This is a genomic window from Amycolatopsis sp. NPDC026612, from assembly GCF_040638285.1.
In the GTDB taxonomy this organism is placed as follows: Bacteria; Actinomycetota; Actinomycetes; order Mycobacteriales; family Pseudonocardiaceae; genus Amycolatopsis.
This window is the reverse complement of sequence record NZ_JBEZYB010000003.1, coordinates 69,665-94,814: the sequence shown is the minus strand read 5'-3', so window position 1 is coordinate 94,814 and position 25,150 is coordinate 69,665. Positions and strand designations below refer to the sequence as shown.

Here is a 25,150-nt window from a genome sequence, read left to right as displayed (position 1 = left end):
CCGGTGGCGGCGGTCACGCAAGCGTTTGCCTGGTTCTCACCGCAGGTAGTTGGTCAGTGACCAACGCCACAACCGGTAATCGAACAAGTGCGGAACGTGCAATTCGGGCAGACAAGGCCTTCGAGGCGTGTTACACCTGGGTTACCAATAGTTGTACTGGCTAAGCAATATCCGGGAGGGGCTTCTCTATGTGCGGTATCGCCGGCTGGGTCTCCTACGACGCCGATCTCACCCGCCGCCAGGACGTCGTCGACGCCATGACGGGCACGATGGCCTGCCGTGGGCCGGACGACACGGGGACGTGGGTGCGCCGCCACGTCGCGCTCGGCCACCGGCGGCTGGCCATCATCGACCTTCCCGGCGGCCGGCAGCCGATGACGGTCCACACGCCGAACGGCGACGTCGCGATGGTCTACAGCGGTGAGGCCTACAACTTCACCGAGCTGAAGGAAGAGCTGACGAAGCTGGGCCACACCTGGGAAACCGACAGCGACACCGAAGTGGTGCTGCACGGCTACCTGCAGTGGGGCGACGCGGTCGCCGACCACCTCAACGGCATGTACGCCTTCGCGATCTGGGACGAGCGCGACGACCGGCTCGTCATGATCCGCGACCGGATGGGCATCAAGCCGTTCTACTACTACCCGACCCGCGACGGCGTGCTGTTCGGCTCCGAGCCCAAGGCGATCCTCGCCAACCCGCTGGCCGAGAAGGTCGTCGACGCCGACGGGCTGCGCGAGCTGATGGCGTTCACCAAGCAGCCCGGCTGGTCGCTGTGGAAGGGCATGGAGGAGGTCCGGCCGGGCACGATCGTCACCGTGTCCCGCGAAGGCGTCCGGACCCGCACGTACTGGAAGCTCGACGCGAAGCAGCACACCGACGACCAGGAGACGACGGTCGCCCGCGTCCGCGAGCTGATGACCGACATCGTCCACCGGCAGCTCGTCGCCGACGTCCCCCGCTGCGTACTGCTCTCGGGCGGGCTCGACTCGAGTGCCGTCACCGGCCTCGCGGCCGCGCGGTTGGCGGAGCAGGGTGAGCAGCTGCGGACGTTCTCCGTCGACTTCTTCGGCCAGGAAGAGAACTTCAAGCCGGACGAGATGCGCGACACGGCGGACTCGCCGTTCGTCCGGGACGTCGCTTCGCTGGTCGGCTCCGCGCACCAGGACGTCGTGCTGAACCCGGCCGAGCTGACCGACCCCGAGGTGCGGCGCGCGGTGCTGCGGGCCCGGGACATCCCGGCCGGCCTCGGCGACATGGACACGTCGCTGTACCTGCTGTTCAAGGCGATCCGCGGCGAGTCGACGGTGGCGCTGTCGGGCGAGTCGGCCGACGAGGTGTTCGGCGGCTACCGCTGGTTCTTCGACGAGACCGCGGTCAACGCGGACATGTTCCCGTGGATCGCGTTCAGCAGCGCGATGACGACCGACCGGACGTCGATCTACACCCCCGAGCTGATGCGGAAGATGGACCTGGAGTCCTACCTGCGGGACCAGTACCGTTCCGCGGTCGCTTCCGTCGAACACCTGGACGGCGAGTCGGCGCAGGACGCCCGGATGCGGACGATCTGCCACCTGCACCTGACCCGGTTCGTGCGGATGCTGCTGGACCGCAAGGACCGCACGTCGATGGCGGTCGGCCTGGAGGTCCGGGTGCCGTTCTGCGACCACCGCCTGGTCGAGTACGTGTACAACACGCCGTGGTCGCTGAAGACGTTCGACGGCCGGGAGAAGAGCCTGCTGCGGCACGCCACCAAGCACGTGCTGCCGGAGTCGGTGGCCCAGCGGGTGAAGAGCCCGTACCCGTCGACGCAGGACCCGGGTTACGCGTCGGCGCTGCAGCAGCAGGCCAAGGAGGTGCTGGCCGAGCCCGGCCACGCGGTGTTCGGGCTGGTCGACAAGTCCTGGGCGCACCGGGTGTCCGAAGTGGACCCGGCCACCATGGACCCGGCGGCCCGGATCGGCCTGGACCGGCTCCTCGACCTGTACCACTGGATCGAGATGTACTCCCCGGAACTGCAGCTCGGCTGAGTCCCCACCCGTAACCAGCGTGATCAGGGCCGGAACTCGCGTGATTACCGCCGTAACTCGCGAGTTCCGGCCCCAATCACGCGAGTTCCGGCCCCAATCACGCGAGTTCCGGCCCCAATCACGCGAGTCCCGGCCTCAGTCACGCGAGTTACGGGTCAGCGGCGGATCTCCGCCAGCTTCACCGGACGCCGCTCGCGGCGGGATGCCTCGCAGGCCTCGGCGATGTAGAACGCTTCGAGCGCGTCGGCCGCCACGCACGGCGAGGGTGCCCGGCCGACGACGACGTCGAGGAACGCTCGCAACTCCGTCGTGTACGCCGAGCGGAACCGCTCCATGAACCCCGGGTACGGCGGTCCCGGCAGCGGGGCCACGCCCGGCTCCACCGACCGCAGCGGCGCCCGGTCGTCCAAGCCGACCACCACCCCGGACGCCGAGCCCAGCACGTCGAGACGCACGTCGTAGCCGGCGCCGTTGTAGCGGGTCAGCGACACCGTGGCCAGGGTGCCGTCGTCCAGGGTCAGCGTGGCCGCCGCCGTGTCGACATCGCCCGCGTCCGCGAAGAAGCGCTCGCCGCGGTTGGCGCCGACCGCGTAGACCTCGTCGACCTCGCGGCCGCTGACCCAGCGAATGATGTCGAAGTCGTGGACGCCGCAGTCGCGGAAGAGCCCGCCCGAGTGCGCCACGTACTCCGCCGGCGGGGGCGCCGGGTCGAACGTCGTCGCGCGCAGCGTGTGCAGCCAGCCCAGCTCGCCCGAGGCGACCGCCGCGCGCGCCGCCGCGTACCCGGCGTCGAACCGGCGCTGGAAGCCGATCTGGACCGGGACGTCCGACGCGCCGATGCGGTCGATGACAGCCAGGGTGCCGGGGATGTCCGCGGCCACCGGCTTCTCGCAGAACACCGGGATGCCCGCGTCGACCGCGGCGATGATCAGGCCCGGGTGGGCATCGGTGGCCGCCGTGACGACCAGGCCGTCGAGCCCCGCGGCGAACAGCTCGTCCAGGGAGCCTGCCGCCTCGACACCCAGCTTCGCCGCGGCCGCGGCGGCCCGCGCGGTGTCGACGTCGGCCACGACGACCGATTCGACCTCCTCGAAGCCCTTCAGCGTCTCCGCGTGCGCGGTGCCGATCCGGCCGGTGCCCGCCAGTCCCAACCTCATCGTGAAGACCCTCCTGTCGCAGAAACTGTGCTGGTTTGTTTCTGATCCGGCCACAGTCACGGCCGAATGGCTTCGCAGCAACGGTTACGTACCGCGCGGGGGCCGGCCTTCTTTTGACCGGATCAGAAACTCGGCGGTGGTCGCCCGGACCACCAGGGACGGGTGCAGCAGGTGCCGGACCGGCTCCGTGCGCTCCCCGCGGACGCGCTCGATCAGCGCTTCGAAGGCCAGCCGGCCCATTTCGGTGCGCGGCTGGTCCACCGTGGTCAGTGAGAGGTGCCGCAGCGCCGCGAGCGACGTGTTGTCGTAACCGACGACCGACACGTCCTCGGGCACGCGCAGCCCGTCTTCCTCCAGGGCCGAGATCGCCCCGACGGCGTTGAAGTCGTTGCCTGCGACCAAGCCGGTGGGCAGGTCGGGCCGCGAGTACGTCGCCAGCAGCTCGCGCACCGCCTTCTCGCCGCCGGTGTCGGTGTGCTCGCTGCGCACGACGATCGGCTCCAGCCCGTGGCGCCGCATCGCCGCCTGGAACCCGCGACGCCGCTGGGCCGCGCCCGCCGCGCCGCCGCCGTCGAGGTGGGCGATGCGCCGGTGGCCGAGGCCGATCAGGTGCTCGACGGCCAGCGCGGACCCGGCCTCGCCGTCGTCGTTCACGGTGTCCACTGTGGATGCACGGCTCGTCCGCGAGACCAGCACGACCGGGCACTGCTTGGCCGCGACCTGGATCGACGCCGCCGGGACGACCGGCGAAAGCAGGATGATCCCCGCCGGGCGGAAGGAAAGCAGGGTGTGCACGGCGTTCCACTCGCGCGTGGGACTGCGGCCGCCCGTGTTGAGGATCAGGTCGAAGCCCGCGGCCTGCGCGGCCGCGTCCAGCCCCTCGACGACGTCGGCGAAGAAGGCGTTGCGCAGGTCGTTCACCATCACGCCGAGCACGGTGGACGTCCGGCTGGCCAGCGACCGCGCCATCACGTGCGGCTGGTAGCCGAGTTCTTCGGCCGCGCGCAGCACGGCCGCGCGCCGGGTGTCCGAGACCTTCGGTGAATTCCTCATCACCAGCGACACCAGTGCGCGGGAAACTCCCGCCCGCGCGGCGACGTCCTCCATCGTCGGACGCATACCGCACCTCCCCTGATCACCGGAAACTCAGCCTTGACTTTGCTGTGACGGACGCTACAAGATTAGAGCGCTCTAATCAATAGAGCGCTCCAACACCGCCGAGCAGAGCACGGAGTCCTCCCTATGACAGTGAAGATCCGCGTGGCCGCCGCCCCGATCTCATGGGGTGTGTGCGAAGTCCCGGGGTGGGGCCGGGTGCTCGACGCGGCGACCGTGCTCGGCGAGATGGCCGAGCTCGGGGTGCAGGCGACCGAACTGGGCCCGCCCGGCTACCTCCCCCGCGACCCGGCCGAGCTGCGGGCACTGCTGGGCACCTACGACCTGAAGCTCGTCGGTGGCTTCCTCGCCGTCGTCCTGCACGAAAACCCGCAGCAAGCACTGCGCGAGGCCGAAGAGTCGGCCGCGCTCTTCGCCGCGTGCGGGGGTGACGTCCTCGTCCTCGCCGCCGCGACCGGCCTCGACGGGTACGACGACCGCCCGCGGCTCACCGACACCGAATGGGCGACACTCGTGGACACTGCGGGCCGGATCCGCGACATCGCCGCCGCCCACGGCCTGCGCACGGTGCTGCACCCGCACGTCGGCACGCACGTGGAGCAGCAGGCCGAGGTCGAGCGCTTCCTCGCCGACTCCGATCTCGGGTTGTGCCTCGACACCGGGCACCTGATGATCGGCGGGACGGATCCGGTGGAGCTGGCGAAGCGGTATCCCGAACGGGTGGGGCACGTGCATTTGAAGGACGTCCGAGAAGACCTGGCGGCCGAGGTCCGCGCCGGCAGGCTCGCCTACACCGACGCGGTCGGGCAGGGCATGTACACCCCGCTCGGCGAGGGCGACGTGGACGTGGCGTCGATGGTGCGCTCCGTCCAGGCCGCGGGCTACGACGGCTGGTACGTCCTCGAACAGGACACCGCCCTCGGCGGTTCGAGCCCCGACGACGTACCCCGGCGGGACACCGGGCGCAGCCTGGCCCACCTCGTGAAGATCACCGACTCCCTCTGAAACCCTGGTCCCAAAGGAGTGACTGTGTTCTCTTACAAGAAGCTGGCCGGTGTGGCGGCGATCGCCGCCGCCGGGCTGGTCCTGACCGCCTGCAGCGGGCCGAGCGCCGACAACTCGACCAGCAGCAGCTCCAACCCGTCGTCCGCCGCGGCGCCGACCACGAGCGGGCCGCTGAAGGTCGCCGTGGTCACCCACGGCACGGCGGGCGACGCCTTCTGGAACGTCGTGAAGAACGGCGCCGAGCAGGCGGGCAAGGACCTGAACGTCGGCGTCGACTACTTCTCCGACGGCGACCCGGGCAACCAGGCCCGGCTGATCGACAACGCCGTCGCGCAGAAGGTCGGCGGCCTGGTGGTGTCGATGGCCAACCCGCAGGCCCTGCAGACATCGATCCAGAACGCGGTCAAGGCGGGCATCCCGGTCGTCACGATCAACTCCGGCGAGGACTCCAGCGCGGCGTTCGGCGCGATCGCGCACGTCGGGCAGAGCGAAGGCCTCGCGGGCCAGGGCGCCGGGCAGCGGCTCAAGGCGGCAGGCAAGACGAAGCTGCTGTGCGTCATCCACGAGGCGGGCAACATCGGCCAGAACCAGCGCTGCGACGGCGCGAAGCAGACCTTCGGCAACGTCTCCACGCTGCAGGTCGACATCTCCAACCCGACCGACGCACAGGCGCGGATCCGCGGCGCGTTGCAGTCCGACCCGTCGATCGACGCCGTGCTGGCGCTGAACTCGCAGGTCGCGGCCCGCGCGGTGAGCGCGGCGAAGGAAGCGAGCTCGAAGGCCCAGGTGGCCACGTTCGACCTGAACGCCGACGTCGTCGCGGCCATCAAGGACGGCAGCATCCTCTTCGCCGTCGACCAGCAGCAGTACGAGCAGGGCTACCTGCCGATCGTGTTCCTCAAGCTGTACAAGGAGAACGGCAACACCATCGGCGGCGGCCACCCGGTGCAGACCGGCCCCGGTTTCGTCGACAAGACCAACATCGACACCGTGGCCCCGTTCGCGCAGCGCGGCACGCGATGACCGCAGCCATCCAGGCACAACCGGACGAGCGGGTCGCGAAGAAGAGCCTGACCGACCGCTTGGTGGTCCGTCCGGAGATCGGCGCGCTGCTCGGTGCCGTGCTGGTGTTCGTGTTCTTCTCCGTCGTCACCAGCCAGTTCCTCAGCCCGCTGGGCGTGGCGACCTGGCTCGACGACTCCTCGACCCTGGGCATCATGGCCGTCGTGGTCGCGCTGCTCATGGTCGGCGGCGAGTTCGACCTGTCGGCGGGCGTGATGACGGCGTCGACGTCGCTCGTCACGGCGATCCTGGCGACGCAGGCGGGCTGGAACGTCTGGCTCGCGCTGTTCGCGTCGCTGGTCTTCGCACTCGGCGTCGGCGCGTTCAACGGCTGGCTGGTGATGAAGACCGGGCTGCCCAGCTTCATCGTCACGCTGGGGTCGTTCCTGGCTCTCCAGGGGCTCAACCTCGGCGTGACGCGGCTGGTCACCAACACCGTCCAGGTGTCGGGCATGCGCTCGACCAGCGGCTACGAGTCGGCCGGCGGGCTGTTCGCCTCCACGTTCGACATCGGCGGCACCGAGTTCCAGTCGTCGATCATCTGGTGGATCGTCGTGACGGCGATCGCCGCGTGGCTGCTGGTGCGAACCCGGTTCGGCAACTGGATCTTCGCGGTCGGCGGGTCGCAGGTGTCGGCCCGCTCGGTCGGCGTGCCGGTGGTGCGCACGAAGATCCTGCTGTTCATGGGCACCGCGCTCGGCGCATGGCTGGTCGGCTCGATCAACATCCTGCGCTTCGCCAGTGTGCAGGCGAACCAGGGCATCGGGCTGGAGTTCCAGTACATCATCGCGGCGGTGATCGGGGGCTGCCTGCTCACCGGCGGGTTCGGCTCGGCGGTCGGCGCGGCGATCGGCGCGCTGATCTTCGGCATGGCGCGCCAGGGCATCGTGTTCGCGCAGTGGAACAGCGACTGGTTCATGCTGTTCCTCGGCGTCATGCTGCTGGCGGCGGTCCTGGTCAACAACGCCTTCCGGCGCCGCGCGGAGAGGGTACGCCGATGAGCTTGCTGGAAGTCAGGGACATCGGGAAGACGTACGGCAGCGTGATCGCGCTGCGCGATGTGTCCACAGTGGTCAACGCCGGTGAGGTCACCTGCGTGCTCGGCGACAACGGCGCCGGGAAATCGACGCTGATCAAGATCCTGGCCGGGGTGCACCAGCACGACCGGGGCGAGTTCCTGGTGGACGGCGAGCCGGTGCGGTTTTCCTCGCCCCGCGAGGCCCTCGACCGCGGCATCGCGACCGTGTACCAGGACCTCGCGGTCGTCCCGCTGATGAGCGTCTGGCGGAACTTCTTCCTCGGCTCCGAGCCGACGACCGGGTTCGGCCCGTTCAAGATGCTCGACCGGAAGAAGGGCCGCGAGACGACGAAGAAGGCGCTGTCCGACATGGGCATCGACCTGCGGGACGTCGAGCAGCCGGTCGGGACGCTCTCGGGCGGCGAACGCCAGTGCGTCGCGATCGCGCGCGCGGTGTACTTCGGCGCGAAGGTGCTGATCCTCGACGAGCCGACCGCCGCGCTCGGCGTCAAGCAGGCCGGGGTCGTGCTGAAGTACGTCGCCCAGGCGCGCGACCGCGGGCTCGGCGTCGTGCTCATCACCCACAACCCGCACCACGCCTACCCCGTCGCCGACCGGTTCCTGCTGCTCAAACGGGGTGCGCCGCTCGGTGCGTACGAGAAGAAGGACATCGACATCAACGAGCTGACCCGGCAGATGGCGGGCGGCGCGGAACTGGAAGCCCTCGAACACGAACTGCGGCAGGTGGAGAAGGCGTGACGTCCGCCGACGTAGTTTCTCCCGCGGAGGCGGCATGAGCATCGAAGCGCTGACGATCGGCCGGGTCGGGGTGGACCTCTACCCGGAGCAGAGCGGCGTGCCGCTGGCCGGGGTCAGCACGTTCGCCAAGTCGCTCGGCGGGACCGCGACCAACGTCGCGGTCGCCGCCGCGCGGCTCGGCCGGCGCACGGCGGTGCTCACCAAGGTCGGCCCGGACGGCTTCGGCGACTACGTGCGCCAAGCCCTCGACGGCTTCGGCGTCTCGCCGGCCTTCGTGGGCACTTCGCCGGACCTGCAGACGCCGGTGGTGTTCTGCGAGCTGAACCCGCCCGCGGACCCGCCGCTGCTGTTCTACCGCTCCCCCATCGCCCCCGACCTCACGCTCACCGACGACGACGTGCCCTGGGACGTCGTCGAGTCGGTCCCGCTGCTGTGGGTGACCGGCACCGGCGTCTCGGCCGAACCGGCGCGGGCCACCCAGCGGAAGATCCTGGAAACCCGGGGACGTCGGGACCACACCGTCCTGGACCTGGACTACCGGCCGATGTTCTGGCCGTCGGTGGAGCAGGCGCGGGCGGAAATCGGCGCGCTGCTCGACCACGTCACCGTCGCGGTCGGCAACCGCACCGAGGTGGAGGTCGCCGTCGGGACTGCGGACCCGGACACCGCCGCGGACCGCATGCTGGAGCGCGGACTGGGGCTCGCGGTGATCAAGAAGGGCGCCGAAGGCGTGCTCGTCGCCACGCCGGACGGACGGTCGACCGTGCCGCCGCAGCGCGTCGAGGTCGTCTGCGGGCTCGGCGCGGGCGACGGCTTCGGCGGGGCGCTGATCCACGGGCTGCTCTCGGGCTGGGACCCGGTGCGGATCGCGGAGTACGCGAACGTCGCGGGCGCGCTGGTCGCGTCCCGGCTGGCCTGCGCCGACGCGATGCCGACCGCCGAGGAGATCGAGGAGCTCCTGTGATCCTCACCGACGAACGGTGGAAGGAACTGCTGCACGTCCGCGCGACGAACCCGGGGGCGATCCGGCAGGCTTACGCCACCCGCAAACGGCGTTCGAGCCTGCTGTCCGGCTCCGGAACCCTGTTCCTGGTCGCGGCCGACCACCCGGCCCGGGGCGCGCTGGGCGTCGGCGAGGACCCCCTCGCCATGGCCGACCGGCGCACGCTCCTGGAACGGCTGCTCACCGCGCTGGCGAACCCGGCGGTCGACGGCCTGCTCGGCACCCCCGACGTCGTCGAGGAACTGCTGCTGCTCGGTGCTCTGCACGACAAGGTCGTGCTCGGCTCGATGAACCGCGGCGGCCTGGCCGGCGCGGACTGGGAGATCGACGACCGGTTCACCGGCTACGACGCCCGGACCCTGGTCGACTGCGGGCTCGACGGCGGCAAGATGCTGCTGCGGCTCGTCGACTCCGACCCGGGCACGGTCCCGACGCTGCAGGCCTGCGCGGACGCCGTCACCGAACTGGCTGCGTACGGCCTGGTCGCGATGGTGGAGCCGCTCCCCTACACCCGGTCCGACGGCAAGCTCGTGCTGCAGAAGGATCCCGGGTCGCTGGCGCGGGCGGTCACGGTGGCGTCCGGCCTCGGGACGACGTCGGCGCATACCTGGCTGAAGCTGCCGTCCACCGACTCGGCGGCCGTTCTGGGCGCCACGACACTGCCGGTGGTCGTGCTCGGCGGCGTGCCGTCCGGCGATCCGGCTGCCGACCTGGCCTCGTGGGGCCGGACGCTGCGCCACGAGGTCGTGCGAGGCCTGGTCGTCGGCCGCACCCTGCTCTACCCACCCGGCGGCGACGTCGGCGCCGCCGTGGAAGCCGCCGCAAAGGTACTGGAGGCCGCGAAGTGAGCAAGCTGCACCGTCCACTCGGGACACTGTCCGACGACGCCGACCCGGTCCGGCTGACCCCGGACACCGCGGGGTGGCGATATTCCGGGCTGCGGGTGCTCTCGCTGGCCCCCGGGGAGGCGCGCACCCTGCACACCGGCGAATTCGAGGCGTTCGTCCTGCCGCTGAGCGGCTCCGCGACCGTCCGGGTCGACGGGCAGGTCCTGGACCTGACCGGGCGTTCCTCGGTCTTCTCGCGGGTGACGGACTTCGCCTACGTGCCACGCGAGGCCGAAGTCGAGTTGTCGACGAAGGACGGCCTGGAGGTCGCGCTGCCGATGGCGCGCTGCACGCGTCGCCTGGAGCCGCGCTACGGCCCGGCCGAGGAGGTCCCCGTCGAGGTCCGCGGCGCCGGGCAGGCCACGCGGCAGGTGACCAACTTCGGCGTGCCCGGGGTGTGGGACCACGCGGACAAGCTCACCGCGTGCGAACTGATCACCCCCGGCGGGAACTGGTCATCGTACCCGCCGCACAAGCACGACGAAGCGACCGAGTGCGAGGTCGTCAACGAGGAGATCTACTACTTCCGCATCGCCGGCCGCGACGGCGTGACGCCGTCCCGCGAAGGCTTCGGCCTGCACCGGACGTACACCGCCGACGGCGAGCTGGACGAGGACGTCGCGGTCCGCGACCACGACGTCTTCCTCATCCCGCGCGGCTACCACGGGCCGTGCGTGGCCGCGCCGGGCTACCCGATGTACTACCTGAACGTCCTGGCCGGGCCCGCGCCCGAGCGGTCCATGGCGTTCTGCGACGACCCGGCGCACGGCTGGGTCCGGGACACCTGGGCGGCGCAGGAGCTTGATCCCCGCTGCCCGGTCACGAGTCACGAAGGACGTGTGCAGTGAACAACTTCAGGGGTTCGGGGGCAGCGCCCCCGGCCGGGGAGCGGGGGCTCGGCCCCCGGAAAACACAGCAGCTGACGACGGCTCAGGCGCTGGTCCGCTGGCTCCTCGCCCAGCGCTCGGAAACCCTGGACGGCGCGGAAGTCCCCCTGTTCCCCGGCGTCTTCGCGATCTTCGGGCACGGCAACGTGCTCGGCCTCGGGACCGCGCTGGAGGAACACCGCGGAGACATCCCGGTCTGGCGCGGGCACACCGAGCAGGGCATGGCGCTGGCGGCGGTCGGGCTGGCGAAGGCCACGCACCGGCGGCAGGTCGGCGTCGCGACGTCGTCGGTCGGGCCGGGCGCGCTGAACATGGTGACCGCGGCCGGCGTCGCCCACGCCAACCGGCTGCCGGTGCTGCTGCTGCCGGGCGACACGTTCACCACCCGGGCCCCGGACCCGGTGCTGCAGCAGATCGAGCCGTTCGGCGACGCGACCGCGACGGTCAACGACGCCTTCCGCGCGGTCTCGCGCTACTTCGACCGGATCAGCAGGCCCGAACAGTTGCTCTCGACGTTGCCGCAGGTCGCGCGGGTGCTCACGGACCCGGCCGACGCCGGGCCGGTGACCCTCGCGCTGCCGCAGGACGTCCAGGCCGAGACGTACGACTTCCCGGACGCGCTGTTCGAACCGGTGACACACCGCCCGCTGCGCCCGCGCCCGGATCGGCGTTCGGTCACCGAGGCGGCCGGCGTGCTGCGTGCTTCCCGCCGTCCGCTGATGGTGCTCGGCGGCGGTGTCCGGTACTCGGGTGCCGGGCAGCGCGCGCTCGATTTCGCGGAACGGCACGGGATTCCGCTCGTGGAGACGACCGCGGGCCGGACGCTGGTGCCGCACGCGCACGAACTGCACGCCGGTCCGCTGGGCGTCACCGGCTCGACGTCGGCGAACGTCCTCGCCGGTGCGGCGGACGTCGTCCTCGCGGTCGGGACGCGGCTGCAGGACTTCACGACGGCGTCCTGGACGGTGTTCTCCCCCGACGTCCGGCTGGTGGCGCTCAACGCGGCCCGGTTCGACGCGGTGAAGCACGGGGCGCTGTCCGTGGTCGGGGACGCCGACGCGGGCCTGACGGACCTCGCCGCCCAGCTGGAGAGCTGGCGGGTGGACCCGGCGTGGACGGCACGAGCGGCGGCGGAGCGGGCTTCGTGGGACTCGCACATCGACTCGCTGCGCTCGGCTCCGGCCGCCCTACCGTCCTACGCGCAGGTGGTCGGCGTGGTGAACGATCTTTCGGCGCCCGCCGACTACGTGATGACGGCGTCCGGCGGGCTGCCGGGCGAGCTGATCGGCGGCTGGCGCGGAGCCGGCGCGGTCTCGATGGACGTCGAGTACGGCTTCTCCTGCATGGGCTACGAGCTGTCCGGCGCGTGGGGCGCGGCGATCGCCCACCCGGGTCTGGTGACGACGCTGCTGGGTGACGGCTCGTACCTGATGCTGAACTCGGAGCTGTTCTCGGCGGCGTTCGCGGGTCATCCGTTCGTGGCCGTCGTGTGCGACAACGACGGGTACGCCGTGATCGCGCGGCTCCAGGAGGGCCAGGGAGGGAAGCCGTTCAACAACTTCTACGCCGACTGCACCACTTCGCACGCTTCGCCGCCGCGGGTCGACTTCGCCCGCCATGCGGAATCGCTGGGGTGCCTGGTCTTTTCCGCGTCCACAGTAGACGACTTGCGGTCGGCGTACGCCTCGGCCCGGGAAGCCGCCGTCTCGGAACGGCGGCCGGCGGTGGTCGTGGTGAAGACCCAGCCGTCGGCGTGGACCGAGGCGGGCGCCTGGTGGGAGGTCGGCGTGCCCGAGCACCTCGCGGGCCGGGACGAGTACGAACGCGGGAAGGGTGCTCAGGTGCGCTACCTCGAGTCCTGAGCGGGGGCGAACCGCTTGGTCCTGGTCGCGGCCCACCACCACCGCCAGGAGGTGGTGCGAGCCGGTCGTCGCGGCGACGTGCACGGTCTCGGGGTCCGCGGCCAGCTGCCGGGCCACGCCCGTGACCTGCGCCGGCCGCACCAACAGCAGGAGCAGGCACTGGACCGGGCACCCGCACCCGGCTTCCGGAACAGGCCGGCTACGTGGCGGTCGCGCTGGTCGCCGCGCTTTCCCGCACGTCACCCCGTGACGGCCGGTGATGCGGCATCGCTGACGAGCTTCCGCGGCGCGCCGGAGCCGTCCGCCGGAACCGCCCAGACCGCGTTGTCCAGCCCGTAGAGGACGGTCCGGTCGTCCGGCCAGAGCGCCTGGTCGTCGACGCTGCGGGTCTCGGCGAGTTCGGTCTCCCGCATGTTCGCGAGGTCCAGCACCGACAACCGCCAGACGCCGTCGCCGACCTTCTTCTTGAACGCGATCCGCTTGCCGTCCGGGGACAGCGACGGGCATTCGACGTTCTCGCGCAGGGTTTTCCCGCGGTAGCGCGCGTAGTCGGCCTCGATGAGGTACGTCTTGCCCTTGCTGCCGAGGGTGGCGTAGAAGCGGTTGCCGTCGGGGGCGAAGGTGATGCCCCAGTAGTTGACGTCGGCCGCGAAGTAGCGGTCGCCACCGACGAACACCGGGAGTTCCTCGATCGTCTTGACGAGCTGCCCGGTGTCGGTCTCGTAGATCCCCGCGCGGGTCGAGAAGCCGGTCTGCGCGTACGAATCGCCGGTGACGAACAGCGTCCAGGAGACGCGCTTGCCGTCCGGCGAGACGCGGGCGCGGCTCGGCGTGCCGGGCACGGTTTCGGTGTGGCGGACGGCGAGGTGGTCGTCGAGGACGAGGACGTCCGTGATCGCCGGCAACGTGCCCGGCCGGACCGCCAGGCACACCGCGGTCTGCTTCGCCACTGCGAACCGGTCGCACTTCAGCCCGCTGAGCTGCGGTTTCTTCGAGGTGTCGGCGAGCGGGACGGCGCCGACGCGGCCGGTGGCCGTGTCGCGGAACAGCAGCCGCCCGGGCGCGAGGGTCAGCTGGGCGGCGGGTTCGGCGTCCGCGGTGCCGTGCCGCGCGTTGACCGTGTACGTGACGGCGGCGGCGACCAGAAGGGCCGTGCCGGTGAGGGCGAGGACGAGTTTCTTCACGGGCGCACCGGTTTCGCGAAGGCGGCAGCGAGGGCGACGGCGGCCAGGCAGGCCGCGGCGACGAGCACCGCGGGCCGCAGGTCCCACAGCGTCCACGCCAGTCCGAAGAGGACGGAGGAGAGCAGCCGGGCCACGGCCTGCCCCGTCTGCACCACGGCGATCCCGGTGGCCCGGAGCTCACGCGGGATGAGCGGGCCCGCCGCGGCCATCAGGACGCCGTCGGTGGCCGCGTAGAACACGCCGTGCAGGCCGAGCGCGACGACGGCGAGCCAGAGCCCCGCCTGCGGGCCGCAGAGCAGCACCATGGCGAGGACCAGCGCGGCGTGGCCGCCGAGGAACACCGGCCAGCGGCCGGTGCGGTCGGCGAGCTTGCCGAGCGGGACGGCCAGCAGGAGGTAGACCCCGGCGGTGCCCAGCGGCAGCAGCGGGAAGTACGTCGCCGCGATCTCCCAGCGCCGCTGGAGGACGAGGTAGACGAACGAGTCGCCGACCGTCACCAGGCCCAGCAGCGCCGCCCAGAGCGTGATGCGGCGGAAGTCCTTGGCGCGCAGGAGACCGAAGGCGGCTTTCGCCGATACCGCGGCGCGGCCGGCCGAGCCGGGGTGGTCCCGGACGAACAGCGCGAGCATCAGCACGGCGATCGCCGCGACGCAGAAGCTGGTGAAGAACACGCTCGGGTAGCTGCCGAGGCTCAGCGCGAGCACGGCCATCGCCACCAGCGGGCCGAGGAACGCCCCGACCGTGTCCATCGCCCGGTGCACCCCGAACGACCGGCCGAGCGCGGCCGGCTCGCTGCTGAGGGAGATCAGCGCGTCGCGCGGACCGGTGCGCAGGCCCTTGCCGGTGCGGTCCGCGGCGAGCACGACCCCGATGGCCGCGACCGACGAACCGGCCGCGACCAGGCCGAGCTTGCACACCGCGGACAAGCCGTACCCGAACCCGGCGACGGCCTTGAGCCGCCGCCACCGGTCGGCGAGGTGCCCGCCGAGCACCCGCACGACCGCGGTGGCGCCCGTGTAGAGCCCGTCGAGCAGCCCGAACTGCAGCGGGTTCAGGCCGAGGCCGAGCACCAGGTAGAGCGGGAGGACGGCGGTGACCATCTCCGACGAGACGTCGGTGACCAGGCTGACCACGCCGAGTGCCACCACGTTGGCGGACACTCGCTTCAGCGCGGGTTTCCGGCCGGTTCCCGAGGCCGCGTCCGAGGTACGGCTTGCCGCGATGTACATGCCCGGGCCTCCTAGTGGCAGGTGTAGGTCGGGCTGCTGTCGAGGACCTTGCCGTCGACGCCGATGAGCTGCGTCTGGAAGCTCGTGTCCGTCATCGACAGCTTGAGGACGCCGAAGGTCTTCAGCAGCTTGGCCGTCGTCGCGTGGGCGGGGCTCAGGTCGTAGAGGTTGGCGCCGCCGCTGCCGCCGACGATCTCGACCGGGCCGCCTCCGTCGGCCTTGCCGTCGGCGTTCTGCGGCACGAACCGCTCGTAGTCGTGGTCGTGGCCGTTCAGGACGAGGTCGACCTTGCCGGTCACCATCAGGTTCCACAGCTCGATGCTGTCCTTGTTGTCGCCGTGGTCGCCGGAGCTCCACCGCGGGTGGTGGTAGTAAGCGGCGACGCAGCCCTTCCGGTTGTTCGCCAGATCCTGCTTCAGCCAGGTGATCTGGGGCGGCTCGGCGAACTCGTCGTGGGTGACGAAGTCGTTGGAGTCGAGGGCGATGAAGTGCCAGTTGCCCATTTCCCAGCTGTAGTAGCGCTGACCCTGCGGCTTGGCGATGGCGCCGAAGTAGTCCTCGTAGCCCTTGAACGGGTTGTCGCCGTAGCTCTCGTGGTTGCCCGGGATCGGGTGCGTGATGCTCTTGAACTTGCCCCAGGTCTTGTCGTAGTAGTTCTTGAAGTCGGCCAGTGTGGGTTCGTCGTACTGGTTGTCGCCCATGGTGATCACGGCGGCCGGGTTGATCTGCTCGACGACCTTCGCGGTCTTCACGTGGGCGCAGCTCGAACTGCTCGCGGTGCAGTGTTCGGCGATGTCGCCTGCCGCGGCGAGGACGAACCCGGTTCCGCTGCCCGCCGCGGTCTTCACGGTGACCGGGGTGCTGGTCCCCGACAGGTTTCCGGCGGCGTCACGGGCGCGGACGGTGTAGGTGTAGCCGGTGTCCGGCGTGAGCCCGGTGTCGGTGTAGGACGGTGTCGCGCTGGTGGCGACGGCCGTGCCGTTGCGGAGGATGTCGTAGCCGGCGACACCGACGTTGTCGGTGGCGGCGCTCCACGTCAGGGCAACGCTCGTGGCGGTCGTCGTGCCGGCGGTCAGGCCGCCCGGCGTGGTCGGGGCCTGGGTGTCGCCGGAGGAGTCCGTGGTGCCGAAAACCTGCATCTCCCACAGGGAATAGCCGTAACCGGTGGCGCGGGTGAGGCCGACGAAGCGGACGAAGCGGCCGCGGGCGGTCAGGCCGCCGAGGTCGTCGATCTTGCCGTCGCCGGTGTCGACGGTGGCGGCCGTGGTGAACGACGTCCCGTCGTCGGAGACCTCGATGCGGTACTTCTTCGCGTAGGCGGCTTCCCAGTTGAGGACCACGCGGTGGATGCTCGAGGGCTGCCCGAGGTCGATCCGCAGCCACTGCGGGTCGGCGCCTTCGACGCTGGCCCAGCGGGTGGTCGTGCTGCCGTCGACGGCCTTGGCACCGGTGTACGACGAGCTTTCGGTGGTCGACGTGGCGACCGGTTTTCCTTGCGACAGCAGGACATCAGCGGCTTGCGTGGTAGCGGCCGCGGCGATCGCGGAAGGCAACAGCACCACGGCGGCGAGCACCGGGGTGATTCGGGTCAAGGGACGTAGGCGGGTTGACGGCACGTCGCGCTCCTTATGGGCCTGGCGGTGGCTGGTGGGCTGCGGCGTCGGGTTAACGGAGGACAAACAGTTAGGAAAGTTTCCTAACTAATTGGACTGTAACGAGGGGACGTTCCGGCTGACAAGACTTGTCTTGTCCTTGAATCGGTCAAGAGGGTGAGTTTTTGACCATTTTCGCTGCTCAGCGGTGTTCCCGGTGACCGGGATACTGTTCCGTGCGGCGGGATCGGACTCTCGCCTCCGGCCGGATGACGGGCGAGGGCGCACGACGTCACGCCCCCTGCCCCGCCGACGTGATTCCGTTGCGGGGCAACAAGTTTTGAAGATCACCCGATTCAGCGATGGTGTTCGCACAGATGTTCGGTAGCTTCGGAGGTATGGCTCCTGCACCCTCCGCCCTCACCGTCCGGCGAAGACCCTCACCGATCCGCGCGCAGCAGTTTCCGGATCTCCGTTACCGCGGCACGCCCCGCCCGGTTGGCCCCGACCGTGCTCGCCGACGGTCCGTACCCCACCAGGTGCAGGCGCGGCTCGTGCACCACCCGCGTGCCGTCCATGCGGATCCCGCCACCGGGTTCGCGGACGTGCAGCGGTGCGAGGTGGTCGATCGCCGCGCGAAAGCCCGTGGCCCAGAGGATCACGTCGGCGTCGAACCGCGAGCCGTCCGCCCAGACGACTCCGTCAGGCGTGATGCGGTCGAACATCGGCCGGCGGTCGAGGATCCCGGCGGCGCGGGCGGCCCGCACCTCCGGCGTCACGGCCAGGTCGGTCACGCTGACCACGCTTTCGGGCGGCAGCCCGGCCCGCACGCGCTCGTCGACCTTGGCGACGACGTTGCGTCCCCAATCCTCGCTGAACGGCTCATCACGCCAGACGGGCGGGCGGCGGGTGACCCAGGCCGTCGCACGGGCGAGCGGGGCGAACTCCATCAGCAGCTGAACGGCCGACGCCCCGCCCCCGACCACGACGACACGCCGGCCGCGGAAGTCTTCGGGCCCGGTGTAGTCGGCGGTGTGCAGCTGACGGCCGTCGAACGTCTCCTGACCGGGGTAACGCGGCCAGAAGGGCCGGTCCCAGGTCCCGGTCGCACTGATGACGGCGCGCGCGGCCCAGGATTCGGCCGGGCTCGAAACCACCAGCCGCTCCCCCGCCCGCGTCACCGACTGGACATCGACGGGCCGGAGCACCGGGAGGTCGTAAACGCTTTCGAAGCGCGCGAAGTATTCGGAAACGACTTCGGAGGCGGGACGCGTCACGTCCGGAGTGCCGAACGCCATGCCGGGCAGGTCATGGATGCCGTGCACCTTCCCGAGAACGAGCGACGGCCACCGGAACTGCCAGGCACCCCCGGCCCGCTTGCCGTGATCGAGCACGACGAACCCGCTCCGGTTGGCGAACCCGGCCCGCCGCAGGTGGTAGGCCGCGGACAACCCGGCTTGCCCGGCCCCGATCACCACCACATCCGTCTCGTGATCCGCACCGCTCATACGAAGTCCAACGACAGCCGCGGCCCGGTATTTCGCGCGGTACATCACAGCGGCACGCCCGCGGCCGGCTCCCCTGCCCGGCACAGCAGCCTTCCGCAGCCCGCGCGTGCCGCCCCACGCCACGGCGCAACCCAACGCCCACCCACCGGCACCACCCCGCGCACGCCGGCGCGGCTGCGGCCGGCTGCCGTCGCGCCCGAGGCAGCGGCCCTCCACGGCTCGCGGCCCGTCATCAGGCGCACACCCCGGCACCGCCGGCCAACCCCACACCACCTGGATGCGGCCCCACCTCGTCAGCCACCGCTCAGCGCCCCCACCGACCACCGCAGCGCGCCCTCAAACGGGCACGGCGAGCCGACCCCTCACACCGCAACCCGGTTGCGGCCGGCCTCCTTGGCCCGGTACAGCGCCGCATCGGCAGCGCGGAGAATGTCGTCGAGGGTCGGGCCGGCGTCCGGATGGCCCGCGACCCCAATCGACACCGAAAGGCCGCTCACCCGGACCGTGCCGCTGCCCGTCGAGATCACGACGTTCAGCTCGCCCACCGCCACCCGCACCCGTTCGGCGATGGCGAGCACGTCCGCGCGGCCGATGCCCGGCAGCAGCACGACGAACTCCTCACCGCCGAACCGGCCGACCGTGTCGCCCTGGCGGACCGAACCGGAAATCGCCACCGCGACCGCCGCCAGCACGTCGTCGCCGGTCAGGTGGCCGTAGGTGTCGTTGATCCGCTTGAAGTGGTCGAGGTCGATCATCAGCACCGCGAAGCCCCCGGCGGCGCCGCGGCGCTGCACGCGGGCGTGTTCGCGCACCGCGGATTCGTGCCAGCCCGCGGTGTTGAGCAGGCCGGTCTTTTCGTCGGTGACGGCCGCGACCTGCAGCTGCTGTTTCAGCAGCAGGTAGCGGTGCAGCAACAGCAACGGCGCCACGACGAACACCACCAGCATCGGCTGCTCGATCAGCGCGAGGGCGGCGAGCCCGCCGAGGCAGAGCGTCGCCAGCTCGAACGCGTTGTCCTCCCACGTGCCGATCAGGTCGGCCACCGAGCGCTGGCTGGTGTACAGGTAGATGCCGGCCGCCACGAGGCCGATGTTCACCAGCTCGAACACCGCCGCCGCCAGGCAGAGCGCGAACAACCCGCGCGGCGTCTGCAACGGCGTCCCGTGCAACCCCAAGACCGCGAGAACGGAGGAAGCAGCGAAGCAGGAGAGCATCGCCCACGCCGTACTCGCAACGAAACGGTGCGCGGGCCGCGTACGGACCTGTCGCCACACTCGCACCCACAGGTGCGTGTAGAGCACGACAGCGAGCAGCGCCACCCAAGCTGGCGGGAGCAGGACGACGCCGGCGAGGTACCAGACCGACGTCACGTTGATGTGCATCTGCCCGCTCATCCACCGGCGCAACCGCTCGATGCGGCGCGACATTTCGGCTTGGGCCACGCCGAGGGCGATCAGCGAGGCGAACCACACCGGACGCACCGGGCCGCCGAATCCGGTGGCCAACGCGGCCCCGGTCGCGACGACGGCGAGCAGTTCGCAGCCGAGGGCGTAGGCGATCCAGCGGGTCTTCGCGCCGCCCCACATCGCCCAGCGCGCAGGCCAGCCCGGCCAGGTCGAAAGCGCTGCCCGGCGCACGGCGGCCTGGGCTCTCAAGAGCCGAGGCCACAGAGGTGACGAACCGGCATCGTGACGTACCCCTTGCGCGAAGTTCGGCCGACCAGGTAGCCCAGCGTAGCCGTTCCGGCGAGCCGCGTCGCCAGTCCGGGGGAATTGTGGGCAACGCGCCTGCTCGAAGAACCGCTCAGGGTGGGTCAGCCCAGCTCAACGGCCCGCCGGCGATCACCGACGGGGCACACCGGCCGGGCGAGGGCCGAACCATCGACGCCGACCATCCACGGCGAACCAGCCACGGCGAACGATCGACGCCGATCAGCTCACTTGCGCAGCGCGCGGACGATCGCCACCAAGCCGGCCACCGCGGCGATGCCGATCAGCACCGGCGCCACCCGCTTGAGCACCGACCGCCCCGCGTAGTCGAGCAGGTCGATCGCTTCGGTCTCCGGCGGTGCCGGGACGCTGTGCAACGGCGGCCGATCCGCCGGCTTGGCCTTCGGCTCCGTGTTGATCTCCGGGGTGGTCGGGGCCGGCCTGACCGCCGGCTGCGGCTTGGCCGCCGGCTCAGACGTGGCCGTCGGCGCGGAGCTGCCGGTCGGCTCGGAGGAGGCCGCCGACTGGGACGTGGCCGTCGGATCGGAGGTGGCCACCGGCTGCAGCTTGGCCACCGGCTCCGGCGTGGCCGTCGGCTCGGCCGCCGGTCCTGCCGCATCCGGCACTGGCTTGGGTGCTGGCTCGGCGACCGGCGCCGCGGCCGTCTGCTGCGCCGCCGCGGCCTGCTCCGGGCCCAGTTTGCCCGACAGGCAGCCCGCGAACGTGTCGAGGATCTTGCCGCCCACCTCGCTGATCAGGCCGCGGCCGAACTGGGCCGGCTTGCCCGTGATCGCCAGCTCGGTCGAAACCGCGCCGTGCGTTCCGCCGTCGGCCTCCGTCAGCGTCAACGTCACCGTCGCGGCCGCCGTGCCCGCTCCGCGTGCATCCTTGCCCGAGGCCTTGATCGTCACCTTGTGCGCGGCGTCGTCCTTCTCGAGGAACTCGCCGTTTCCCTTGTACAGCAACGAAATCGGACCCAGCTTGACCTTCACCGTTCCGCTGAACTTGTCGCCCTCGACCTTGGTCAGCGTCGCGCCCGGCATGCACGGGGCGACGCGCTCGGGGTCGACGACCGCCTGCCAGACCTCGCCGATCGGAGCCGGGACGGTGAATTCGTGGTCGAGCCGCACGGGCCGACCTCCTTTCTGCCGAACCTGGGGTGTCCGCACCCCACCCTAGCCGTCCCGGGGCCGCCACCCGGCGAACGAGCCGCGGCCCCGGGACGAGGCGTCAGGCTCCGGCCGCCGCCGCGATCGCGCGGCCCGTCAGCACCTTCGCGAGGTGACGGCGGTATTCGACGTCGGCGTTGCTGTCGACCGGCGGATTCGTGCCTTCCGCGGCGTGGGAAGCCGCCGCGGCGATCGAGTCGGCCGTGGCCTGGACGCCGACCAGTGCCGCCTCGACGCCCGCCGCGCGGACCGGTGTCGAACCCATGTTGGTCAGCGCGACCTTCGCCTCCTCGATGACACCTGCCTGGGTGCGGACGGTGACCGCGACCGCGACCATCGACCACGCCTGGGCGACCCGGTTGAACTTCTCGTAGTGCGCCCGCCACCCCGTGTGCTTGGGCACGCGGACCTCGACCAGCAGTTCGTCCGGGGTCAGCGCGGTGGTGAACAGGTCGCGGAAGAACTCCGCGGCCGGGACCGTCCGGCGCCCGGACGGCCCGGCCAGCACCAGTTCCGCGTCCAGCGCGAGCACCGGGGCCAGCAGGTCCCCGGCCGGGTCGGCGTGCGCGATCGCGCCGCCGAACGTGCCGCGGTGGCGGATCTGCGGGTCGGCGACCGTGTCGGTCGCCTCCTTGAGCAGCGCCGCGTGCTCGGCGACCAGTGCGTCGCGCTGGACGTCGTAGTGCGTCGTCATCGCGCCGATCACCAGCACGTCGCCCTCTTCGCGGACACCGCGCAGTTCCGCGACGCGCCCGAGGTCGATCAGCGTGGTCGGCGCGGCGAGGCGCATCCGCAGCACCGGCAGCAGGCTCTGCCCGCCGGCCAGCACCTTGGCGTCCTCGCCCGCCGCCGCCAGCGCCCGCAGCGCTTCGTCCACTGTGGACGGCCGGACGTAGTCGAAGGGAGCCGGGATCACTGCGCACCTCCGGTGGCGTCGATGGAACCGAGGCCGCCACCGGCTTCGCCGCGGCCGGGGCCACCCGCGTCGGTGGTGCCGTGCTGGATGGCGTGCCACACCCGCATCGGCGTCAACGGCATCTCGATGTCGTCGACGCCGAAGTGCCGCACGGCGTCGATCACCGCGTTGACCACCGCCGGGGTGGACGCGATGGTGCCCGCCTCGCCGACACCCTTGGCGCCGAGCGGGTTCGTCGTCGACGGCGTTTCGGTGCGGTCGGTGGTGAACGACGGCAGGTCGGCCGCCGACGGCAGCAGGTAGTCGGCGAACGTGCCGGTGGTGAGCGTGCCGCTCTCGTCGTGCTCGGTGCCCTCGAACAGCGCCTGCGCGATGCCCTGCGCGAGCCCGCCGTGCACCTGGCCTTCGACGATCAGCGGGTTCACCGCGACCCCGACGTCGTCGACGCAGACGTACGAGCGCAGCTTGATCCGGCCGGTCTCGGTGTCCACTTCGGCGGCGCACAGGTGCGTGCCGTGGGGGAACGAGAAGTTCTCCGGGTCGAACGTCGCGTCCGAGTCGAGCGACGGCTCGACCCCGTCGGGCAGGTTGTGCGCGAAGAACGTCGCCAGCGCAACGTCGCCCATGGTCGTGGACGTGCCGGTGCCCTTCACCGTGAACTTGCCACCGGCGAATTCGAGGTCGTCTTCGGCGCACTCGAGCAGGTGCGCCGCGATCGGCTTGGCCTTCGCGACCACCTTCTCCGCGGCCTTGACCACGGCGATCCCGCCGACGACCAGCGACCGCGAGCCGTAGGTGTCCAGGCCCTTGTGCGACGACTGCGTGTCGCCGTGCAGGATCTCGACGTCCTCGAACGCGACGCCCAGCTGGTCGGCGACGATCTGGCTCCACGCCGTCTCGTGGCCCTGGCCGTGAGCGGACGCGCCGGTCGTGACCTCGACCTTGCCGGTGGGCAGCATCCGGATCGACGCGTACTCCCAGCCGCCGGCGCCGTAGTCCAGCGAGCCGAGCACCCGCGACGGCGCGAGCCCGCACATCTCGGTGAACGTCGAGATGCCGATGCCGAGCTGGACCTTGTCCTTGGCCGCGCGGCGCTTCTCCTGCTCGGCGCGCAGGCCGTCGTAGTCGAAGAGCTGCTTCGCCTTCTCCGTGGCGGCCTCGTAGTTGCCGGAGTCGTAGGTCAGCCCGCACACCGTCGTGAACGGGAACTCCTCGTGCTTGATCCAGTTCTTTTCGCGCAGCTCCATCGGGTCCATGCCGAGTTCGACGGCGAGTTCGTCCATGATCCGCTCGATCGCGAACGTCGCCTCCGGGCGGCCGGCGCCGCGGTAGGCGTCGGTCAGCGTCGTCGTCGTGTACACGTTGGTGCACGCGAAGTGGTACGCCGGGATCTTGTAGATCGCGTTGAACATGAACGCGCCGAGGATCGGCACGCCGGGCCCGACGAGACCGTTGTACGCGCCGAGGTTGGCGAGCAGTTCGACCTTGAGCCCGGTGACCTGGCCGTCGCGGGTCGCGGAGATCGTGAGGTCCTGGATCTGGTCACGGCCGTGGTGCGCGGCGAGCATCGTCTCCGACCGCGTCTCGTTCCACTTGACCGGCTTCCCGAGCTTCCGCGCGACCAGCAGCGACATCATCTCTTCGGGCAGGACACCGATCTTGCCGCCGAAGCCGCCGCCGACGTCCGGGGCGATCACGCGCAGCTTGTGCTCGGGGATGCCGAGCGTCAGCGCCGACATCACCCGCAGGATGTGCGGGACCTGCGTGGCCGACCACATCGTGATCTGCGGGCTGGTCGGGTCGACCACGCACGCGCGCGGCTCCATGAAGGCCGGGACCAGCCGCTGCTGGCGGAAGCGGCGCTTGAGCACGACCTCCGACGAGCTGATCGCGTCCTCGACGTTGCCGCCGGTGCCGGCCTCGGCGGAGTCGAACTTCCAGACCGCGCTCGTGTTGGTACCCAGGTCCTCGTGGACCAGCGGGGCGCCGTCGGCGATGGCGGCTTCCATGTCCAGGACGACCGGCAGCTCGTCGTACTCGACGTCGATCCCCTCGAGCGCGTCGTGCGCTTCGGCCGACGACCGCGCCACGACGACCGCGACGCCCTCACCGGCGAAGTTGACCCGGTCGGCGGCGAGCACCGGGCGGCGCGGCGCCTTCATGTCCGGCGTGATCGGCCACGCGCACGGCATGCCGATCGAGCCGTCCGGGTCCAGGTCTTTCGCGGTGTAGACGGCGATGACGCCGGGCGCGCTCTTCGCCGCCGACGTGTCGATCGAGACGATCCTGGCGTGTGCGTACGGGCTGCGCAGGACGGCCATGTGCAGCAGGCCGGGCAGCGTGATGTTGTCGGTCCAGCGGGTGCGACCGGTGATCAGCCGCTCGTCTTCCTTGCGGCGCCGGGACTTCCCGACCTCCGGTTCGATCGTCGCGGTCATCAGTCACCACCCACGCCGACGTGCTTGTGCTCGGTGATCCGCTCGGCTTCGGGCCCGGCACCGGGACTCATGTGCTTCGCGGCGTCGCGGACCGCGCGGACGATGTTCTGGTAGCCCGTGCAGCGGCAGAGGTTGCCTTCGAGACCTTCACGCACGGCCTGCTCGTCCGGGTCGGGGTTGTCGGCCAGCAGGTCGATCGACTGCATGATCATCCCCGGCGTGCAGAACCCGCACTGCAGGGCGTGGTTGTCGTGGAAGGCTTGCTGTACCGGGTGCAGCTTGCCGTCGCGGGCGAGGCCTTCGACGGTGGTGACTTCGCAGCCGTCGGCCTGCACGGCCAGTACGGAGCAGGACTTCACGCTGTGCCCGTCGAGGTGGACGGTGCAGGCGCCGCAGTTGCTGGTGTCGCAGCCGACAACGGTGCCGACCTTGCCGAGCCGCTCTCGCAGGTGGTGCACGAGGAGGGTGCGGGGTTCGACTTCGTCGGTGTACTTCGTCCCGTCGACGGTGACGGTGATGCGCATCAGGCCTCCAAAGCCGGTTCGGGAACGGCCTGCCCGACAGTGATCGGGCTCACAAACCCGAGCGTGCTACGCGACCGTCGCGTGGACAAGTCCTG

20 protein-coding genes are annotated in these 25,150 nt (G+C 70.9%); 9 read left to right on the top strand and 11 right to left on the bottom strand.

Features of this window, described 5'->3' with window-relative positions:
• Window positions 1–188: 188 nt before the first annotated feature.
• Complete coding sequence (asnB, locus tag AB0F15_RS04355) at window positions 189–2,030, top strand: asparagine synthase (glutamine-hydrolyzing) (RefSeq protein WP_360264990.1); 1,842 nt, start codon at window positions 189–191, stop codon at window positions 2,028–2,030.
• Window positions 2,031–2,185: 155 nt separating this feature from the next.
• Here asnB and AB0F15_RS04350 read toward each other — a convergent pair whose 3' ends face one another.
• Window positions 2,186–3,187: a Gfo/Idh/MocA family oxidoreductase gene (locus AB0F15_RS04350; protein ID WP_360264987.1), complete on the bottom strand. Its 1,002-nt coding sequence runs from the start codon at window positions 3,185–3,187 to the stop codon at window positions 2,186–2,188.
• An 84-nt stretch (window positions 3,188–3,271) separates the two neighbouring features.
• The gene (locus AB0F15_RS04345; protein WP_360264984.1) at window positions 3,272–4,306 is read right to left on the bottom strand and encodes a LacI family DNA-binding transcriptional regulator; all 1,035 of its coding nucleotides are present in this window, start codon (window positions 4,304–4,306) and stop codon (window positions 3,272–3,274) included.
• A gap of 123 nt (window positions 4,307–4,429) precedes the next feature.
• Here AB0F15_RS04345 and AB0F15_RS04340 point away from each other — a divergent pair, with 123 nt between their 5' ends.
• The 8 genes from AB0F15_RS04340 to iolD all read left to right on the top strand — a co-directional run bounded on the left by AB0F15_RS04340 (window position 4,430) and on the right by iolD (window position 12,786).
• Window positions 4,430–5,308 carry a TIM barrel protein gene (locus tag AB0F15_RS04340; RefSeq protein ID WP_360264980.1) on the top strand — a complete coding sequence of 293 codons (879 nt, stop codon included), beginning with the start codon at window positions 4,430–4,432 and terminating at the stop codon, window positions 5,306–5,308.
• A gap of 24 nt (window positions 5,309–5,332) precedes the next feature.
• Window positions 5,333–6,331 (top strand): sugar ABC transporter substrate-binding protein, encoded by a 999-nt coding sequence (locus tag AB0F15_RS04335; RefSeq protein WP_360264977.1) that lies wholly within the window; start codon window positions 5,333–5,335, stop codon window positions 6,329–6,331.
• Window positions 6,328–7,371 (top strand): ABC transporter permease, encoded by a 1,044-nt coding sequence (locus AB0F15_RS04330; RefSeq protein WP_360264974.1) that lies wholly within the window; start codon window positions 6,328–6,330, stop codon window positions 7,369–7,371. The genes AB0F15_RS04335 and AB0F15_RS04330 overlap by 4 nt, the downstream gene beginning before the upstream one ends.
• Window positions 7,368–8,147 (top strand): ATP-binding cassette domain-containing protein, encoded by a 780-nt coding sequence (locus AB0F15_RS04325; RefSeq protein WP_360264971.1) that lies wholly within the window; start codon window positions 7,368–7,370, stop codon window positions 8,145–8,147. The genes AB0F15_RS04330 and AB0F15_RS04325 overlap by 4 nt, the downstream gene beginning before the upstream one ends.
• A gap of 34 nt (window positions 8,148–8,181) precedes the next feature.
• Complete coding sequence (iolC, locus tag AB0F15_RS04320) at window positions 8,182–9,111, top strand: 5-dehydro-2-deoxygluconokinase (RefSeq protein WP_360264968.1); 930 nt, start codon at window positions 8,182–8,184, stop codon at window positions 9,109–9,111.
• Window positions 9,108–9,998, top strand: a complete 891-nt coding sequence (locus AB0F15_RS04315; RefSeq protein ID WP_360264966.1) for an aldolase — start codon at window positions 9,108–9,110, stop codon at window positions 9,996–9,998. The genes iolC and AB0F15_RS04315 overlap by 4 nt, the downstream gene beginning before the upstream one ends.
• Complete coding sequence (iolB, locus tag AB0F15_RS04310; protein WP_360264963.1) at window positions 9,995–10,885, top strand: 5-deoxy-glucuronate isomerase; 891 nt, start codon at window positions 9,995–9,997, stop codon at window positions 10,883–10,885. The genes AB0F15_RS04315 and iolB overlap by 4 nt, the downstream gene beginning before the upstream one ends.
• Window positions 10,886–10,956: 71 nt before the next feature.
• The gene (iolD, locus tag AB0F15_RS04305; protein ID WP_360265577.1) at window positions 10,957–12,786 is read left to right on the top strand and encodes a 3D-(3,5/4)-trihydroxycyclohexane-1,2-dione acylhydrolase (decyclizing); all 1,830 of its coding nucleotides are present in this window, start codon (window positions 10,957–10,959) and stop codon (window positions 12,784–12,786) included.
• 239 nt (window positions 12,787–13,025) lie between these two features.
• Here iolD and AB0F15_RS04300 read toward each other — a convergent pair whose 3' ends face one another.
• The 9 genes from AB0F15_RS04300 to AB0F15_RS04260 all read right to left on the bottom strand — a co-directional run bounded on the left by AB0F15_RS04300 (window position 13,026) and on the right by AB0F15_RS04260 (window position 25,055).
• Complete coding sequence (locus AB0F15_RS04300; RefSeq protein WP_360264960.1) at window positions 13,026–13,970, bottom strand: hypothetical protein; 945 nt, start codon at window positions 13,968–13,970, stop codon at window positions 13,026–13,028.
• Complete coding sequence (locus AB0F15_RS04295) at window positions 13,967–15,199, bottom strand: MFS transporter (protein WP_360264957.1); 1,233 nt, start codon at window positions 15,197–15,199, stop codon at window positions 13,967–13,969. Before AB0F15_RS04295 ends, AB0F15_RS04300 begins: the two co-directional genes overlap by 4 nt.
• 11 nt (window positions 15,200–15,210) lie before the next feature.
• Window positions 15,211–16,773: a discoidin domain-containing protein gene (locus AB0F15_RS04290; RefSeq protein WP_360265574.1), complete on the bottom strand. Its 1,563-nt coding sequence runs from the start codon at window positions 16,771–16,773 to the stop codon at window positions 15,211–15,213.
• A gap of 458 nt (window positions 16,774–17,231) precedes the next feature.
• Window positions 17,232–18,299, bottom strand: a complete 1,068-nt coding sequence (locus tag AB0F15_RS04285) for an NAD(P)-binding domain-containing protein (protein WP_360264954.1) — start codon at window positions 18,297–18,299, stop codon at window positions 17,232–17,234.
• 362 nt (window positions 18,300–18,661) lie between these two features.
• The gene (locus AB0F15_RS04280) at window positions 18,662–19,885 is read right to left on the bottom strand and encodes a GGDEF domain-containing protein (RefSeq protein ID WP_360265571.1); all 1,224 of its coding nucleotides are present in this window, start codon (window positions 19,883–19,885) and stop codon (window positions 18,662–18,664) included.
• A gap of 350 nt (window positions 19,886–20,235) precedes the next feature.
• Complete coding sequence (locus AB0F15_RS04275) at window positions 20,236–21,138, bottom strand: SRPBCC domain-containing protein (RefSeq protein ID WP_360264951.1); 903 nt, start codon at window positions 21,136–21,138, stop codon at window positions 20,236–20,238.
• Between the two features lie 100 nt (window positions 21,139–21,238).
• A complete protein-coding gene (locus AB0F15_RS04270; RefSeq protein ID WP_360264948.1) occupies window positions 21,239–22,093 on the bottom strand; it encodes a xanthine dehydrogenase family protein subunit M in 855 nt (284 codons plus the stop codon).
• Entirely contained in the window at window positions 22,090–24,531 is a 2,442-nt protein-coding gene (locus tag AB0F15_RS04265) for a molybdopterin cofactor-binding domain-containing protein (RefSeq protein WP_360264945.1), read from the bottom strand. The genes AB0F15_RS04270 and AB0F15_RS04265 overlap by 4 nt, the downstream gene beginning before the upstream one ends.
• On the bottom strand, window positions 24,531–25,055 hold the full coding sequence (locus AB0F15_RS04260; RefSeq protein ID WP_360264943.1) for a (2Fe-2S)-binding protein: 525 nt from the start codon (window positions 25,053–25,055) through the stop codon (window positions 24,531–24,533). The genes AB0F15_RS04265 and AB0F15_RS04260 overlap by 1 nt, the downstream gene beginning before the upstream one ends.
• Between the last annotated feature and the right edge of the window lie 95 nt (window positions 25,056–25,150).

What these genes read in the sequence shown, in the direction of transcription:
- asnB (WP_360264990.1), top strand. Translation starts at nt 189, where the DNA reads ATGTGCGGTATCGCCGGCTGGGTCTCCTACGACGCCGATCTCACCCGC.
- AB0F15_RS04350 (WP_360264987.1), bottom strand. Translation starts at nt 3,187, where the DNA reads ATGAGGTTGGGACTGGCGGGCACCGGCCGGATCGGCACCGCGCACGCG.
- AB0F15_RS04345 (WP_360264984.1), bottom strand. Translation starts at nt 4,306, where the DNA reads ATGCGTCCGACGATGGAGGACGTCGCCGCGCGGGCGGGAGTTTCCCGC.
- AB0F15_RS04340 (WP_360264980.1), top strand. Translation starts at nt 4,430, where the DNA reads ATGACAGTGAAGATCCGCGTGGCCGCCGCCCCGATCTCATGGGGTGTG.
- AB0F15_RS04330 (WP_360264974.1), top strand. Translation starts at nt 6,328, where the DNA reads ATGACCGCAGCCATCCAGGCACAACCGGACGAGCGGGTCGCGAAGAAG.
- AB0F15_RS04325 (WP_360264971.1), top strand. Translation starts at nt 7,368, where the DNA reads ATGAGCTTGCTGGAAGTCAGGGACATCGGGAAGACGTACGGCAGCGTG.
- iolC (WP_360264968.1), top strand. Translation starts at nt 8,182, where the DNA reads ATGAGCATCGAAGCGCTGACGATCGGCCGGGTCGGGGTGGACCTCTAC.
- AB0F15_RS04295 (WP_360264957.1), bottom strand. Translation starts at nt 15,199, where the DNA reads ATGTACATCGCGGCAAGCCGTACCTCGGACGCGGCCTCGGGAACCGGC.
- AB0F15_RS04285 (WP_360264954.1), bottom strand. Translation starts at nt 18,299, where the DNA reads ATGAGCGGTGCGGATCACGAGACGGATGTGGTGGTGATCGGGGCCGGG.
- AB0F15_RS04280 (WP_360265571.1), bottom strand. Translation starts at nt 19,885, where the DNA reads ATGTGGGGCGGCGCGAAGACCCGCTGGATCGCCTACGCCCTCGGCTGC.
- AB0F15_RS04265 (WP_360264945.1), bottom strand. Translation starts at nt 24,531, where the DNA reads ATGACCGCGACGATCGAACCGGAGGTCGGGAAGTCCCGGCGCCGCAAG.
- AB0F15_RS04260 (WP_360264943.1), bottom strand. Translation starts at nt 25,055, where the DNA reads ATGCGCATCACCGTCACCGTCGACGGGACGAAGTACACCGACGAAGTC.